The following is a 15431-nucleotide window of genomic DNA, read 5'->3' as shown; positions in this document are numbered from 1 at the left end:
GCGCATGAATTCCTTTCTATGTTTACTTATTATCTTTCAAAGGATAAAAAATCCATTCGACCGGAGACGTGCTGCCGGGAGCGGCCAACCATTCGATATGTACTTCGGACTCCCTGCCCTCCGGCCGGTAAACCACAAAAATGCCGTCCTGATCCGTGAGGCCGCCTTGAGGCAAAGCCAGCACCCGGCCATTTACTTTTAAGATGCCGTCGACATAGCCATCCTTCGCCCGAAAGGCAATGACGGCTTGATGCGGTTGGTACAAGTACAAGGAATACACCGTACCTCTGTTGGAGGTCTGAGGGGTGTCCGGCGTCCATTTGGACAACACCGGCAAGCTCTTCCCGTCGATATCCGCGTCAAGACGTATATCAGCTGCATCATTAACGGTCCCGACGGCACCTGCTCCGAAATAGGAGTCATAAGGTTGCATGGTTTCGGTTTTGTCCGCCTTCATGACGACAAAGCTGATTTCCGCCAGACCGTCCGCCTCGATGTCCTGAATCGCAGCAAAGCCCTGCCCCGGCTCAAGAGCGACCTGTTTTAATACCGCCGTTTCCCCCGGTTTCACCTCGATGCTTTCCTTCAAGGCCGGCTGGGTCATATAATTGACCGCCGCTTCTTTGGTATTAGCCCGATGCAAGAGGGTCGGCTGAAGCAGTCCTTCACGCGTGATATGTACCGTTCGAGTCTGGCTTGGGTCCGGATTATGTATGACCGCTGCGAACTGCACCTTTTCCTCCATTCCGTTGCTGTGGTGCATAAATAGGCGTGCTTTACCGTTTACGGATTGCTTCCCAATGAGTCCCGGATTTCGAATGATTTGACTTTCCCCGCTGATAATTCGCTTTCTCTCCGTGGACTTCGTCACCATAGCCGGTAGCTGAGGGGCACCGGATAGCGCACGATTCCATTGTTCGGCTTCATCCTTGATGACGCTGCCTGCCGGCCGGGTATACCAGGGAAATTCCGATGCGCTTAAATAGGGCTCATCGATCACCTTCACGCTCTGGACTGCAGGCTCGCTCCAATTCCCGTTCCCGTCGCGCACCTGCAAGGTAACGGAGTAGATCCCCGGTTCAAAGAAGGCCGGCTGGTTGCCGGTCCATCGATATTCCGGAAGCCCTTCGGCGTCGGGGTCATAGCTCAAATCAATATAAGAAACCGGCTCGCCGAGCCGATAAGACGGCTTATCGGTAGTAAATACAGCGATGGGACGTGAATTCGGCAAGGTGTCCTCGGAGTAGCCCGATTCCCGATAGGCGGTATCCGTCGGCTGCACGTAGACGATGTCCACACGGCCGGGATCCGGTTGAAATGCATATTGCACTTGCAAGTAGGGCGCGATCCAGCTCAGCTTGACCAGCAGTGCTCCATCACTTATAAAGGCTGTCTCCTTCAAAGGCATCGAAGCTCCGTTGACACGGACCGTCTGGCGCACCAAGTCCCACTCCAAATAGGCGCTTGGCGTGGTAAGTCCCGCCGTCCTGCGCTCCTCGTTCCACTTCAACTCCAGTCCAAGCTGCTGCGCAGCCCAACGAACCGGGATGTAGAAGCTTCCGTCCACGATCCGAGCCGCCGTCTCTAAAGATACGGCCGAACCGTTGACCGCCGCGGATAATTGCTCATCCTGCAGCTGCAAATGCAGCTTGGTGCCGGATACTTGAGCTGACGCCGGATGCTCCCGGGCCGCCAAAAGCGCTAAGATCAGAGTCAATGATAGCAGGTGTTTCTTGTTCAAGAACCTATTTCTCCTTTCGTGTTTTGCTTCAAAACCCATTTCATGGATTGCTCCACGATTTGCGCAACCCATGATTCCTTGCCTTCTTGATATTTATGTACATTATCCGGAAACGCTTCAGCCAATGTTCTTTTTAGCTCACCGTATTTTTTCGCGACTTCCGGGTGTGCAAGTAAGTATTCTTTAAAATTCAGATGTCTATCAATATGTATATTTCCATTCCCGTATATATGTACATGATGGGTTCTGGCATCCCCTCCCTTTGTAAAATAGCGTCTTCCGGCAATTCCTTGCTCGCCCCTGCAGGCGTATCCGATCGCAGCCATTTCATGATTGTACAAGTCGACCTTATGAATATCTCTGACGATTACCAATATATCAATAATCGGTTTAGCATATCCTATTTGCGGAACGGATGTACTCCCGATATGATAGATGTCTATCATTTCGTCTATGAATATGCGTTTGATTTTTTCCGATTCCGAACGGTACATTTCGTTCCAACGTTCAGTCCACGCAACGATATCTGTTTTCCGCATATACGCCTCCATCCCATGTTCTCTGTATTAGTCCCACTAGATTGTACCATGAATTTGGTTTATTGCGGCGGCAATCGTTACATTTTTTTAACAAGGGGCAAGAAATTGTGGCATTATTTTACATAACATGTGTTTTTTGTATAAATGCAATTTTGTTGGGTACAGTAAAGATGAGGCCGGGCTTCTTCTTCATCCCAATCAAGGAGGTTCACAATGTATTATTTATACAGCGGGCTTTTACTCTTAACTGGATTATTCAGCGTCAATTTTATCTATGGTTATCAAAGCAAACATATCGATCCGCATTTTTGGGCTACTTTAAAGTATCAATTGCTTGTGCTCCCTCTGTTCCTGTTCATTAATCTGTGTATCGGGTATGGCATTAAATTTGGCTACAAGGCCATAGGAAACCTTTCTTACGTGCTTGTCGCATCCAAAGGCCTCGAAATCCTCATCTCCCTATTGATCGGGTTTATCTTATTGAAAGAAATACCGACTTGGAAAACATGGATAGGCCTTTCTCTTGTCCTTGCCGGTTTTGCTATTGCCAAAATCAAATAAAAGCAATGCAATGGCCGCCGCAAAACACGAACCCCCGCATCTTTCGATACGGGGGTTCGTGTTATATCTCAGAGTTTGCTTGCTGCAGCCGGTGTTTTTGGCGAAGGATTCTTGGCACCACCCCGTGGGTAGGCGAAAACAGGATCGCAAGCAGCAGGAACGCGCCCGCTACCGTAATCATGCTGGCCGCGATGGAAGCGTCCAGCCATTTGGCCAAGTAGTACCCCGCAACCGCACTGGCCGAGCCAATCAGAACGCTGTATACGATCATCCGGCTCAGCACTTCCGTTATCAAATAAGCGGCCAATGGCGGTACGACGAGCATGCCGACCACAAGGATGGCCCCGACGCTCTCGAAGGAGGCGACCGTCGTCACCGAGACGAGCCCCATCAGCAAGTAATGGAACAACGCTACCGGAATGCCGACTGCCGCAGCGAGTCCCGGATCGAACGAGCACACCTTGAACTGCTTGTAAAACAATCCGATGACAGCCACATTGAGCACCAGAGCCAAACCGACCAGCCAGACGGCTTTGGGTCCGATGTCGACGCCCAACAGCTCGATCGTATTCCAGGGGACATAGGCGATTTCTCCGTAGAGAACACAGTCGAGATCCAGATCGATATTGCGTGTGTACAAGCTCACCAACATGATACCTACCGCAAATAATGCCGTAAATACCACTCCGATGGAGGCGTCCGATTGCACGCCGCTCTGTTGGAACATCTGGATCAGGAATACGGTCAGCAGCCCGAGTGCGGCAGCTCCGAGCATCATCGCCACGGAATCCCGGCTTCCGCTGATGAGAAAAGCGATGACGATGCCGGGCAAAACCGAATGGCTGATGGCATCGCCGATCATCGCCATTTTGCGCAGCACAAGAAAGCAGCCGACGACACCGCAAGCGCTCGCCACCAATACGCTGGTCAGAATGACATACAACGTATTCACGCCGATTCCCCCTCCCGGACTGTGATCGGACTTTCGATCATCATCCTCCGTTTCACCGCAAGACGGGTCAGCAGTTTCGAAAGCATCCCTCTTCGGGGAGCAAAAACAACCGATACGATAAACAATCCGGTCGCGCAAAGGACGCTGAGCGGTCCCGTCGGCAAATTGGCGCCTGCCGTGCTGATCCATGTGCCGACCAAACCGGAAACCGATCCGAACACGCCGGCCAAGCACATCATTACGCCGAGCTTTTCTGTCCAATAACGGGCCGACACCGCCGGAGTAATGAGCAGCGCAGCCATCAGAACGACGCCGACCGCTTGAATTCCGGCAACAACGGCTACGACGATCATAACCATAATGGCCTGATCGAGCAGCCCGACGGGCAAGCCGAGTCCTCTGGCGAATCCCGGATCGAAGCTGATCAACTTAAACTCCTTAAACAGAAGCGTGCACATACCGATGAGCAGAACAGAGATGATCGTCATCGTATATACGTCGGATAATACCATCGTGGCCGCCTGCCCAAACAAGAATTTGTCCAGTCCGCTCTGATTGCCGCTGCCGCTGTGCTGAATTTCAGTCAACAGCATGATGCCGAAACCGAAAAATACGGACAAAACCGCCGCGATGGCCGAGTCCTGTTTGATGCGTGTGTAGCGGGTCATGAAGCCGATCGCGAGCGTGGCAACCACGCCGGCGACCGCCGCCCCGATCAGGAAGCCGAAAATCGATTTCGAACCGGTCAGCATAAAGGCGATGCATACGCCCGGCAAAGCCGCATGCGCCAGCGCGTCGCCCATGAGCGATTGCTTGCGCAAATAGGCGAAACTGCCGATGATGCCGCTGCCCAGGCCCAAAAGCATGCACCCCAGCAGAATCCATGTGGTGTTCGGATCGGCAAACATGTTCAACCAACTGTTCATTCCTGTCACCTCGATTGGATCAGTATCGGTTCGTCATCGCGATCCAAAATGGTTAACTTGCCGCCATACGTCCGCTGCAGATTAGGCTTGGTGAAGACCGTTTCCGTCGGACCGAACTCGATTATATGAACGTTAAGCAGCATGACCCAGTCGAAATATTCTTTGACTGTAGCCAGGTCGTGGTGGACGACAAGAACCGTCTTCCCCTGCCGCTTCAACTCGCCAAGCAGCGTAATAATCGCTTTCTCGGTAGCGGCATCCACTCCGACGAACGGTTCATCCATAAAGTACAGCTGCGCATCCTGCGCGAGCGCCCTCGCCAGGAAGATCCGCTGCTGCTGTCCGCCGGAGAGCTGGCTGATTTGCCGGTCGGCGTAATCGGTCATCCCAACCTTGGCCAAACATTCGAGCGCAATCCGTTTTTCCTCCGCACCGGGACGTTTAAACCACCCCAGATGCCCGTATCTTCCCATCATCACGACATCCAGCGCATTCGTCGGAAAATCCCAATCTACCGATTCCCGCTGCGGTACATAGCCGACCAGCATCCTTTGATCTTTATAGGGTTTGCCGTAAATCGTCACGTCTCCGGCAAGCCGGGGAATCAGACCGAGCGCCGCTTTGATCAGCGTCGATTTCCCCGCCCCGTTCGGACCGACGATGCCGATCAGCTTTCCTTCCGGCGCTTCGAACGTTACATTGCGAAGAACCGGCTTTTTCTGATAAGCGACGGACATGTTGCTTACCACCAAAGGCGAATGTCTCATATTGCTGCTTCTCCTCCTATTTGTTTATTTCAAAGCTTTCACGATCGTATCGACGTTATGCCGAACCATGCCGATATAGGTTCCCTCCGGCGTTCCCTCCTCACCCATGGCGTCGGAGAACAGTTCCCCGCCGATCACAATCGTGTGGCCTTTTTCCTTCGCGCCCTGAATGACGGCGTCGATCGCTTTGCGCGGTACGCTCGATTCGATGAAGACCGCTTTGATTTTGTTATTGACCAGATAGTCCCGCAATTCGGTCACATCTTTGGTTCCGGCTTCCGAAGCGGTGCTGATCCCCTGCAGGCCCATCACTTTGATCGAATAGGCATCGCCGAAATAACCGAACGCATCGTGAGCCGTCACGAGCACACGCTGCCCCTCGGGAATGGACGCGATTTGTTCCTTGGCATAGGCATCCAGCTCCTTAAGCTTCGCCAAATATTCTTCTGTGTTTTTCTTGTATGCGTCAGCATGGGCCGGATCGAACTTGACCAGTTCGTCACGAACCGTCTCTGCAGCGGTCATCCAATGCCGGACATTGAACCAGATGTGCGGATCGTGCTCGGTTCCTTGCTCCGGGTCGCCCGCTCTGAGCTTTGAAACCGGGATGTTTTTCGACACCGCAACCGTCGGCTTATCCTTGGCCATCTTTTCGAAAATCTCAACCATTTTCCCTTCCAGATGCAGGCCGTTATAGAAAATGATTTGTGCTTGATCCAGCTTGCCAATGTCTCCTTCGGATGCCTTGTACAGATGGGGATCCACACCCGCCTTCATGATTCCCGTAACTTCCACATGTTCTCCTCCGACGTTTTTAACGATGTCCGTAATCATGCCGATCGTAGTCGTCGCCTTCACTTTTCCCCCGGAAGAGGCTTCGTCTGTCGTGGTCTCTTTGGCTCCGCAAGCATTCAGAACGACCACTGCCGCAAGCACGGTCACTACAAAAGCCAGCTTCGCCAATGATTTGCGAAATCTTCGTACCGAATTCATGTTTCATCCACTCCCTCAAATGTTTATGTAGGACAAACTTTTTTATTCAGGCAATTAAATTGCCCTAAGTCGACAATATAGAGTATACACAATATTTTTGCCTTTGTGCAATATATTTGTTAAAATTTACATGGTCATATGAACGATGGAGAAATTTTCGCTTTAAAAATCGAACACACCCAATGATTTCGAGCCACTATCGCATATGATGGTGGTAAAGCCAATACATTGGATTAAACACATCCGAAAGAAATCAAAGACCTGCTTCCCTTTGGAGGCAAACGGGGAGGAATAACATTGCCAAAATGGTTAATTGCTTGTGTCGGAGAAAATAATCGCCTATTTCACTTTAGAATGCTCACGTTATTTAAAACGATTAAAACCTTTGGAGGAGAATTAGCAAAAGCAAAATTAGCAGCCTGTTTCGTTGATGAGGCGGATCAGTCCATTTCTCATGAGCTGGACAAGATGGGCGTTCATATCCATATCGTGAAACCCTACCACAGCAATTTACAACGGCACTGCAACAAAATTAGAATGCTTGAAATCGAGGACGACTATGATGTTATGGTGGCGCTGGACTGTGATACTGCCGTAACCCGGGATTTTTCTGCAGAAATTTCTGCAGATACGATCCGTCGCTGCGATTCGTTACTCGATCCGCTCGATATCAATGAATGGAAATATATGTATGGTTATTTTGGTCTGGCCATGCCAAATGATGAAATGGCCGTTCATGCCAACAGCGCGGTCCTTTTCATCCCAAGAAAGGATGTACGCAATCTAAGAAATGCATGGCTGCATTATGCCAACTTGATTACCGACACGTTTCATTCTAACGAGCAATGGTCCAGGTTTGCCCAACACAAATACTACACGGATCAATTCGCGCTCTCCATGGCTTTGGCAGATCTAAAAGCAGACGTACAATTGCTGCCTGCTGAATTTAACATTCATATTAATGGGGCTTATCAAGGCTGGGCTGATCAGCTTCATCCATATATTCTCAGTTACCACCACAATGTAACCGAGGATGGGAAGCTGAAAACGACGGGGATGACCGTGCCGGATCAATATATAAGCAAGGTGAATGAGATCTTGGGAAATCATTCGCAATCATGCTGAAGCGGCCTTAGTCTTCAGATAAACCAGGGATCGTTTTTACGATAAAAATCCCAATATGACAGACTGTATAAGGGCTCCCCTCGGCGGCCTGTCATATCGGGATTCAAGTTGAACCGGCGTTTATATAATGACTCTGGATTTATAGCGTTTGGTGCGTGCGGCAACGGAACACCAGCCTAAAAGGGTATCGTCATCTTCTTTCCATGTATGGCTATCTTTATTGCTTCTTCTCAGATAAACCAGATTATACTTATCTGCCGAAAAGATTTTAAACCCTTTTTCCATGCTGTCTTGACAAAAATATACATCCTCGTTAATGGAAACATCCCGATTCCGAACGTGATCATACACTTTTCTTTTTACGATTTTTTTCCCGCCATCTAAGAATGAATCGGCATCCAAATATTTATATTCTTGAAATCTGTTCCGGATGGCAAGGATTTGTTTGGTTTCCAGATATAAATAATAGGTGAGCTTCCCGACAATATCGGCATCCGTGTATTGAAAGGCATGCATCAGATCGGTCAAATAATGCGGAGCATAAAAATCATCGTCATCAAAGGTGGCAATATAATCATAACGGGCCTTTTCTACGGCAAAATTGTAACAATATCCCAAAGAGGCTTCTTGAGGCAATTGGTAAACGGATACATGATCATATCTCTTGGCCCTTCTCTTCCACCTATGGACGTCCATATCATCCCGGTTTAAGATGATAATGAGCTCTTTGATGCTCCAACATTGATTTTGATAATTCTGAAATATATTACCTATAAAATCCGGTTTATTCGTACAAGTGATCATCGTAACACCTTCCATAGGGCCTTTTGAAAATCTGTCTCTTAACCCCATCAAGAAACATTTGCCGTAATCCGGAATATCCAAAAGCTCTGATATACTCTTTTTTTCATCCTCAGCAGATTTAATGGCAACTATACTTTTGAATAACCGTTCGATGGATTGTGTTGTTGGACCCATGCCATCCTCACCTTTTCTTTGATGTGTAATATGATATGAAATAAATGAGTGGAAGGAGACGTAACAACCCGCCAATCGATGCCTAATTCCATTAACCATGCCTGGTATGCCAGCCTTAAACAAGGAATAAACGACATGCATTGCGAGGTGTGCTCATTGAGAAACCTGTTGGTGATGAATCATTTCCCCACCATTTTCCCTCCGGATACCGGCGGCGTGCTTCGATATTTTCACATTTACCATCAATTAAGCCAATGCTATGATATTACATGACCTATGCAGTTCGTGGTAAGACCTGGTAAAGTTCTGGTCTGGGTGTAACCCAAAGAAGCATTAAATAATGCTCTGGCCAAAACAATTCAATTAGTCTTGCAAATTGCCGCACTTGTATGTCACAATCAATAGAGATTCGCTGAATGCCCTTGTGGTTTTTCACGCGAACCTGACAACGAGTGTGGAAGAGGCCACGAACCATTTCGCCGTGGGTGTAGCCTTCATCACTCGTTTTTTCTTTGTTCAGTTCGAAAAGCGCAACGGCTAATAATGTCTCAGCGGCGAACAATAGCTCGAAATGAGCATGGTGATGCGCTTCGGATTGGGCATGGCACTTTTCAAAAGCCAGTTCCTGCTTGGCTGCACGAAAGAACACTTCGATCCGCCAGCGTTTTACGTAGGTCTGCAATGCTTGCTCCGGCGCATCAAAGCGGTTACTGATGAGCAAGTACGCGCCTCTGTAAGTGGCAGGGGACTCTTCCTCTTCTGTCTGGACGGGATTCGAATCGGGTTGTTCATCTTCCTTTAATCGCATGGCGACAACAGCGGCGATCGGTACAAATCGTTGTTTGGTCACTTGCTTTCCTTTTCGATTTATAGTGGTGTAAGGGCGCTTCATGTAAATACCCGGAATGGAAATGGAACTCAATCCGGATGTCGCTTGACGAGTCAAATCCTTGAACACTTCGCGGATGAGCATGACCGGAGTCAGCGGCACGAAGCGTTCTCGACGGGTACCGGGTTCAATGACTTTACGGAATAAAGCGGTGTTGCGCTTGGCCTTGGTTACCCAATCAAAGTTGTTTTCTTCTAGGAATACGAAAAATTTCTTGCACAGATACCACCGGTCCATCGCCACCCACAGTCGGCATGTGACGGATTCACGCAGCATCAAAAGCATCTGTCTGGCCAGATCCAGCTTCGTAAGACCCTCACCCTTCGTTTCCGGCTTATGCCACACGCGGTAAAACAACGGATATTCCAATCCGCTTTTTAGGACAGCTTGCAGGACCACAAGATTCATCGCCCATGCATATGTTTTTGTGGAATGGTCGTAGAGCCAGCTGAGAAACGGAAGTTGTTTGGCGTAGGGATGCGCACTATGCGTATCATCGAGATTGACCACATCCCCATCGGAGAGTCGGGTCAGGGTATCTTGCTGCAATCGCTCGACACGCTTTTTTCCAAAGGTCATCCAGGCAAAGCTAGTCGTGAAGAAGCGGCTCAACGTATACTGAGTGAGCTTCCAGGGCTGGAACATGACTTTCAGCAAGGCATCCTTGTCGGCTAACTGTGCCATTTGAACAACGGATGAACAATTGGAAACGAGACCGACGACATAAAGGAAGCAAAGGAGCCAAGACGGTGTTCCACTACGCTTCATCATGCCGGATTGGGAGAGCAGCAGAGAGAAGTCAAAACGATCCCACAAACTTTTTAGGACGGGGGCTCCCGCGCATTCACTATGATTGAGCTCAGTAAATCTCAGTTTTTGTAACGCTGACATTGGCAAACCACCTATAATCTAGAAGATATACCCTGCAAATAGAGGTATCCTTCGCGATTATGGGGGTGTTTCCAAAATGTCAAGTGGTTTTTCGTCCTAATTTCGAGAAATTAGTGACATTTGTGCAGCAAAAACCACCGTTTACCAGTTAATGACACGAACTGCATAGATCATAGATATTACATTATTATCCCAGAAATTTACACCCAAGGTGGAGGTTATCCATTACTCCGATACGTTTAGAGAGTTCAGAATGCCTGTGGAAGATGCTCATTATCGGATTACCGAACAATTGAAGTCTGAAGGTACAGGACCGGAATTCTCTACTCATGCCGCTCTGTGTTGTGCCCTCATCGACGAACCTGCACGTACATTCCTCCACTACTATCATCGCCTTTATCCAACCGCGGATATCATCATTCATGACTCCCCTTTCTTACTGAAACATGACGTTCATTTCGGTTCGGATCACAAACCGAGGATATACAACAGCCATAACCTCGAATCCGAATTTGCAAAGCATGTTTGGTATAGAGCGCGTTCTCATGACTATATTAAACTCGTAACCCGGCTGGAAGAAACACTGGTTCGGCAGGCCACGCTGGTTTTCGCAACGTCGGAACAGGAAAGAGACGGCTTTATCAAGGCCTTTTCATCCGATCCTTCCAAAATCAAAATTGCGCCAAATGGAATTCATCCCGGAGCATGGAAGCCAAGAAAAAGAAGCGGACCGGCAATGCAAGGGTAACAGCCTTTTTTATCGGGAGTATGCATCAACCGAATATTGAGATTGTACATTTTATTATTTCTCAATTGGCAGACCTGTGCGGACATATGGATTTTATCATCGCCGGTCCATGTGGTGATGATTTTTCCCATGTGGATAAGAAAAATATAAACCTATTGGGTCAAATTGATGAAAAAGAAAAATTACAGCTATTTTCCGAAGTGAATATCGCTATTAATCCCGCATCTTTTGGTACTGGGACAAATATAAAAACATTGGAATTTTTGTCTGCCGGAATTCCATTGGTTTCTACCCAAGTGGGTGTAAGAGGTTTACATCTCGTCCAGGGAACACATTATCTCCATGCTGAAAAGGAGAATTTTGCAATGACTTTAAACCGAATATCAGGAAATAAAGCTTTACTGGAAAAAATCGCCCTCCATGGGCAGAGCTATGTAAACCAAACATACAGCTGGGAAGGAATTGCGAAAAAGCTGAAGGAGCAAATCGATTCTTTATAACCGATCCTTTGGCTGCCGGTTTGCAATAAGGAGGCTCAATGAAATATGAAATCCATCAAAAGCATCAAAGAGCTTTTATCCATCGTAGACAGTATCGAGGGGTGGCTGACAGCATATGAGCAGCTTGCATTATTACACTTGCCTCCGTCCGTTGACCATCTGTCCGGAGATATCGTCGAGATCGGATCATTTAAAGGAAAGAGTACCATTGCATTAGCTCTCGGAAGTTCGTTCATCAGTTCTAAGAAACGCCCGATCTATGCGATTGACCCGTTTGTTGTCCCCCCTTTTCAGTATTTTTGGGATAATGTTAAGCATCATGGGCTTGAACATGTCATTATTCCCATAAAGAAGCATAGTGAACATGCTTTAGATGATTGCCCCAAATCCATAGCGGCGATATTTATTGATGGGGACCACGAATATGCTGCTGTGAAAAAAGACATTATTCATTATACCCCCAGAGTTGTACAGGGCGGATTGGTCGTTTTCCATGATTATTGCGATTATTGGCCAGGCGTCCTCCATGCAGTGAATGAACTTTGTAAGCCTGAACATTTTGAGTATGTAATGATATATGACAGCTTATTAGTTCTGCGAAAGCTTTAAAAAATAGGAAATGACCCGGGGTTGAACCGGGTCATTTTTGATGCTGATGGCATATTGCGATACGATGTACTGTCATTCGGGCAAACCAGTGTTGGCTAATGTTTTCATGACGGCGGTATCCGGTATCGAGTAATCGCGGGGCAAATACAGCAAGAGCTCTTTCCAAATCCGGGTATAAAAAAGGATATCGACCTCAAACCTGAATATGCTTTCCACATCATCCCGGTGAATACCCGGTTGGCGGATCAGACCATATTCCCCTTCTGGAATCGTGTCCGTCGTTGGCTGTATGGTTTGGATTTGCTCTAACGCGCGATGATAGATGTCGATCGTTTTCGTTAGTATATTGCGGTTGTTCCATTGCGTCATCCCCCATGTTTGCGCATGACCTCCCAATTGTTGGCGCAGCGATGGATTGTTCATTAATTCAAGCAATTGCTCCGCCAGCTCTACGCTGCTTCCTTTTTCAAAAAGAAGCCCCGTTTCTCTATGCCCTGAATCCGTGACAAACTTAAGTCCACTCCGCCAGAGAGGGCAGTATATGGAAAAAAGTAATCGGAAATCCCCCCATCAGCTAAAGATTCGTGATGAAAACAAATCTACAAATGACAGAATCCATCAAGCAAGGCATGCTCAATAAGCCTTGCTGTTTACGGTAAGGCCGGAACAGGGAAGAGCAGTTTGGGTTGGTCTGGATGGCGAAAAATGGATTCAGGCAAACGCTTGGTACACTCGTCGTACGGTCTGAAACCAGGGACTGTATCGCCCAAAATTGAAAATCGTTTGACGAGCGTGTCGGCTGACTCTAGCCGCGATGTACACGATGTTTTGAATCACGGTGCGGATGCGGCGACGTTGTACGCCTCCCCGAATCGGAGCATCGTCTTGGCGCAAGCTTTCCTGCCCCATGATGCGGAGCAGGTTGTAAGCGAACACCCCCGCGTGCAAAACCAGATCGTTGGTATCGAATTTGCCGGCGGGCAGTCGCTCCAAATCCAGATCCGTCTTCAGCTCACTATGAAATTGTTCGCTCGTGCCGTGATCGCGATACAACTCGATGACACGCCACGGCGAGCAGGTAAGAGAAGTCCAATAGACGTTCACTTCAATTTCCGGGAACAGGAGCATCTGACCTTCACGGTCGATCGTCCGTACGATCACTTGAAACACTTGACGAAGGGCTTGATCGAAGCCTTTTTCGGGAAAGGCGATCACGCCCATGTATTCCGTCTTGCCGGGGCGCTGCTCACAGGCCATGCCCTTGTCTTCGGCGATCCGTAGCCAACTTTCCTTGGATGTATTGCGCAGATTGACCTTGATGATATAATCGACCTCTGGCTCAGCATGACACACCTGCAGATTTTCCAGACTGTCGTGAGCGGAATCCATCCGCACGAGAAGGCGCTCTTTCGTGATGCGCCGGGCATACTGGATGCTTTCGCGCAGAAAATCAGCGCCATCCTTCTGACTGTGCGTGCTGCCTTCCCGAAGCTGCACATTCACGCTATACCCCTCCTGTCCGAGGTAGGCGAAAATGGGGGCGTAGCCGAACGTGCCTTTGTAGGTCAACGAAACACCCTCTTTTTTCGTACCGGAGTTATCGAACGGAGAGACATCGATATCCAGCGGAATCACCGTATGCTCGCCTGCTGTCAGTCCGGTTACAGGTGCTTTTACGTTTCGAATCAGATCGGCGGATTCTTGAAGCAGGATCTCGTTCCAGTTGGCATTCATCGTTTGAGCTGCGGCATCCAGACGCTGACGGAGCGTCGGGCTTGACGGCACCTTGCGGACACCGAGGCAGGTTTGGAATACGGGATCTTTTCGGAAAGGTTCGATGTGGTCGAAGTCGCTTTTGCCTTGGCAAAGCAAGCCAAGATAGCTGGTCATGACATCGCCATGACTGTGAATCGGGTTCTCCATTCCTTTCACGGTGGAGCGATTGAGACGCTGCGGCAATCGGGTATGGGAAAGCAAGGCGCCGACGGTGGCCAGGCCAGCATGCGTAGTCAACAGAATTTCCTTAGATTGGGTGAATTGGATTCTCATATGTAGCACCTCGCAGGTGAAAGTGGATCATTCATGGTTCCTTTAAAATTCACCATCGGAGATGCGATTTCCTTTCTTTTTCTTCTTTTTCACAGAAGAACTATCACGGATTCAGGTATGCCTGATCATTTCAGGTATGCCTCCGACATGAGATGCAATAACGGGTTTACCGGCCAACTGTGCTTCTATCACAACAAACGGCAAATTATCATGTAAAGACGGGACGACAACAATATCGGTCTCTTTTAACAGGGTGGAAACATCATTACGCTCTCCCATGAAAATGATATGGTCGGACAATCCTTTTTGCCCTGCATACACCTCAAGCTCAGTCTTGAGCATGCCGTCTCCTATCATCCAACAAATGAAATCATGACGTTGTTCTTTCAATAGCCCTAAAGCATTGATCAGTATTTCATGCCCTTTCAAAAGCACGAGCCGACCAATACATGAGATCACGATTTTCCCGGAATGATCGTTGGCTAAAGGTTGATTATGTTGCAAAGAAGACATATCGATGCCATAAGGGATAATATTCATTCTTGGATAAGGGATGGCAATTTCTTTGCTTAATTCCTTAGCGAGCCATTGTGAGGGAATAATGATCTGTTCTGCCGCAGCCGCTCCAAGAGATTCTTTTACACAAAGATACTTCCACCATTTTTTGGCCAATCTGCGATTTTCATTGTAAATATCTTCATCCTGCAGCAATTCTTTAGAATAAAAACCGTGAACGGTGGTAACGATGGGAACGTGCCGCGGTTTAATTCTGGATAATGCGCGTGTGCTGATCACATCCTGCGTATGAATCAGATCATATGAAGCAAAATCGAATAAAGATGCAGCCAATTCAAATGTATACCGTTCCGCTTCCTGCCAAATCACCCATGGATCAACATGCGGAAAATGCTTATTAAAATACCGGTTCAAGACATGATCAATAAAATCCCGGATTTTTGTTTTGTTCACTGACTTTCCATTCCATTTCGGATCTTTACTAATGAAGTACAGGTGATGGGAATCGGGATGGGAGGCTAAAATATCCACTTGATGACCTTGGCTCTCAAGAGTGTTCCTTACCACTGAAACGTACGTAATGATTCCGCCGGAATGTGGAAACGGCCAAAATGTGGCCAACAAGATTTTCAAAGGGCTCACCTGCT

The 15431-nt window shown here is 48.1% G+C and carries 16 protein-coding genes; 5 read left to right on the top strand and 11 right to left on the bottom strand.

Annotated elements, in window-relative coordinates; translation table 11 throughout:
* Positions 1 to 22 precede the first annotated feature (22 nt).
* Both EXW96_RS03400 and EXW96_RS03395 read right to left on the bottom strand, forming a co-directional pair.
* On the bottom strand, positions 23 to 1741 hold the full coding sequence (locus EXW96_RS03400; RefSeq protein WP_174349883.1) for a stalk domain-containing protein: 1719 nt from the start codon (positions 1739 to 1741) through the stop codon (positions 23 to 25).
* Positions 1738 to 2280, bottom strand: a complete 543-nt coding sequence (locus tag EXW96_RS03395; RefSeq protein WP_054817264.1) for a GrpB family protein — start codon at positions 2278 to 2280, stop codon at positions 1738 to 1740. Before EXW96_RS03395 ends, EXW96_RS03400 begins: the two co-directional genes overlap by 4 nt.
* A 213-nt stretch (positions 2281 to 2493) precedes the next feature.
* Between EXW96_RS03395 and EXW96_RS03390 the strand changes: the two genes are divergently transcribed.
* Complete coding sequence (locus EXW96_RS03390; RefSeq protein WP_054817263.1) at positions 2494 to 2841, top strand: hypothetical protein; 348 nt, start codon at positions 2494 to 2496, stop codon at positions 2839 to 2841.
* A gap of 61 nt (positions 2842 to 2902) precedes the next feature.
* Here EXW96_RS03390 and EXW96_RS03385 read toward each other — a convergent pair whose 3' ends face one another.
* Genes EXW96_RS03385 through EXW96_RS03370 form a run of 4 tightly spaced genes read right to left on the bottom strand, consistent with a single transcriptional unit; the run spans position 2903 to position 6479 of the window.
* The gene (locus tag EXW96_RS03385; RefSeq protein WP_174349882.1) at positions 2903 to 3793 is read right to left on the bottom strand and encodes a metal ABC transporter permease; all 891 of its coding nucleotides are present in this window, start codon (positions 3791 to 3793) and stop codon (positions 2903 to 2905) included.
* Positions 3790 to 4719: a metal ABC transporter permease gene (locus tag EXW96_RS03380; RefSeq protein ID WP_174349881.1), complete on the bottom strand. Its 930-nt coding sequence runs from the start codon at positions 4717 to 4719 to the stop codon at positions 3790 to 3792. Before EXW96_RS03380 ends, EXW96_RS03385 begins: the two co-directional genes overlap by 4 nt.
* Before the next feature lie 5 nt (positions 4720 to 4724).
* Positions 4725 to 5486 carry a metal ABC transporter ATP-binding protein gene (locus tag EXW96_RS03375; protein ID WP_174349880.1) on the bottom strand — a complete coding sequence of 254 codons (762 nt, stop codon included), beginning with the start codon at positions 5484 to 5486 and terminating at the stop codon, positions 4725 to 4727.
* A 24-nt stretch (positions 5487 to 5510) separates the two neighbouring features.
* Positions 5511 to 6479, bottom strand: a complete 969-nt coding sequence (locus tag EXW96_RS03370; RefSeq protein WP_062408287.1) for a metal ABC transporter solute-binding protein, Zn/Mn family — start codon at positions 6477 to 6479, stop codon at positions 5511 to 5513.
* A gap of 297 nt (positions 6480 to 6776) precedes the next feature.
* On the opposite strand from EXW96_RS03370, the gene EXW96_RS03365 reads away from it, so the two are divergent.
* On the top strand, positions 6777 to 7604 hold the full coding sequence (locus EXW96_RS03365) for a hypothetical protein (RefSeq protein WP_174349879.1): 828 nt from the start codon (positions 6777 to 6779) through the stop codon (positions 7602 to 7604).
* A gap of 120 nt (positions 7605 to 7724) precedes the next feature.
* Here the strand turns inward: EXW96_RS03365 and EXW96_RS03360 are convergent, their stop codons facing one another.
* Both EXW96_RS03360 and EXW96_RS27215 read right to left on the bottom strand, forming a co-directional pair.
* Positions 7725 to 8582 (bottom strand): glycosyltransferase family 2 protein, encoded by an 858-nt coding sequence (locus tag EXW96_RS03360; protein ID WP_174349878.1) that lies wholly within the window; start codon positions 8580 to 8582, stop codon positions 7725 to 7727.
* Positions 8583 to 8856: 274 nt separating this feature from the next.
* A complete protein-coding gene (locus EXW96_RS27215) occupies positions 8857 to 10362 on the bottom strand; it encodes a transposase (protein WP_254611197.1) in 1506 nt (501 codons plus the stop codon).
* Positions 10363 to 10615: 253 nt separating this feature from the next.
* On the opposite strand from EXW96_RS27215, the gene EXW96_RS03350 reads away from it, so the two are divergent.
* From EXW96_RS03350 to EXW96_RS03340, 3 genes are read left to right on the top strand one after another with little or no spacing between them, the layout of a single operon-like run.
* Positions 10616 to 11110, top strand: coding sequence for a glycosyltransferase family 4 protein (locus EXW96_RS03350; protein WP_174349877.1), 495 nt, complete (start codon positions 10616 to 10618; stop codon positions 11108 to 11110).
* Positions 11068 to 11610, top strand: a complete 543-nt coding sequence (locus EXW96_RS03345; protein ID WP_174349876.1) for a glycosyltransferase — start codon at positions 11068 to 11070, stop codon at positions 11608 to 11610. Before EXW96_RS03350 ends, EXW96_RS03345 begins: the two co-directional genes overlap by 43 nt.
* A 45-nt stretch (positions 11611 to 11655) precedes the next feature.
* On the top strand, positions 11656 to 12219 hold the full coding sequence (locus EXW96_RS03340) for a class I SAM-dependent methyltransferase (RefSeq protein WP_174349875.1): 564 nt from the start codon (positions 11656 to 11658) through the stop codon (positions 12217 to 12219).
* Positions 12220 to 12291: 72 nt separating this feature from the next.
* On the opposite strand, the gene EXW96_RS03335 is transcribed toward EXW96_RS03340, so the two are convergent.
* The 3 genes from EXW96_RS03335 to EXW96_RS03325 all read right to left on the bottom strand — a co-directional run bounded on the left by EXW96_RS03335 (position 12292) and on the right by EXW96_RS03325 (position 15426).
* Positions 12292 to 12654, bottom strand: coding sequence for a hypothetical protein (locus EXW96_RS03335; protein ID WP_174349874.1), 363 nt, complete (start codon positions 12652 to 12654; stop codon positions 12292 to 12294).
* A 276-nt stretch (positions 12655 to 12930) separates the two neighbouring features.
* The gene (locus tag EXW96_RS03330) at positions 12931 to 14268 is read right to left on the bottom strand and encodes an IS1380 family transposase (protein ID WP_027093557.1); all 1338 of its coding nucleotides are present in this window, start codon (positions 14266 to 14268) and stop codon (positions 12931 to 12933) included.
* 111 nt (positions 14269 to 14379) lie between these two features.
* On the bottom strand, positions 14380 to 15426 hold the full coding sequence (locus tag EXW96_RS03325) for a glycosyltransferase family 4 protein (protein WP_309225003.1): 1047 nt from the start codon (positions 15424 to 15426) through the stop codon (positions 14380 to 14382).
* Positions 15427 to 15431 lie beyond the last annotated feature (5 nt).

Source organism: Paenibacillus sp. JMULE4, assembly GCF_013337105.1.
In the GTDB taxonomy this organism is placed as follows: Bacteria; Bacillota; Bacilli; order Paenibacillales; family NBRC-103111; genus Paenibacillus_G; species Paenibacillus_G naphthalenovorans.
Note: the sequence above shows the minus strand (reverse complement) of the source record. Positions and strands in the feature narration are given on the sequence as shown.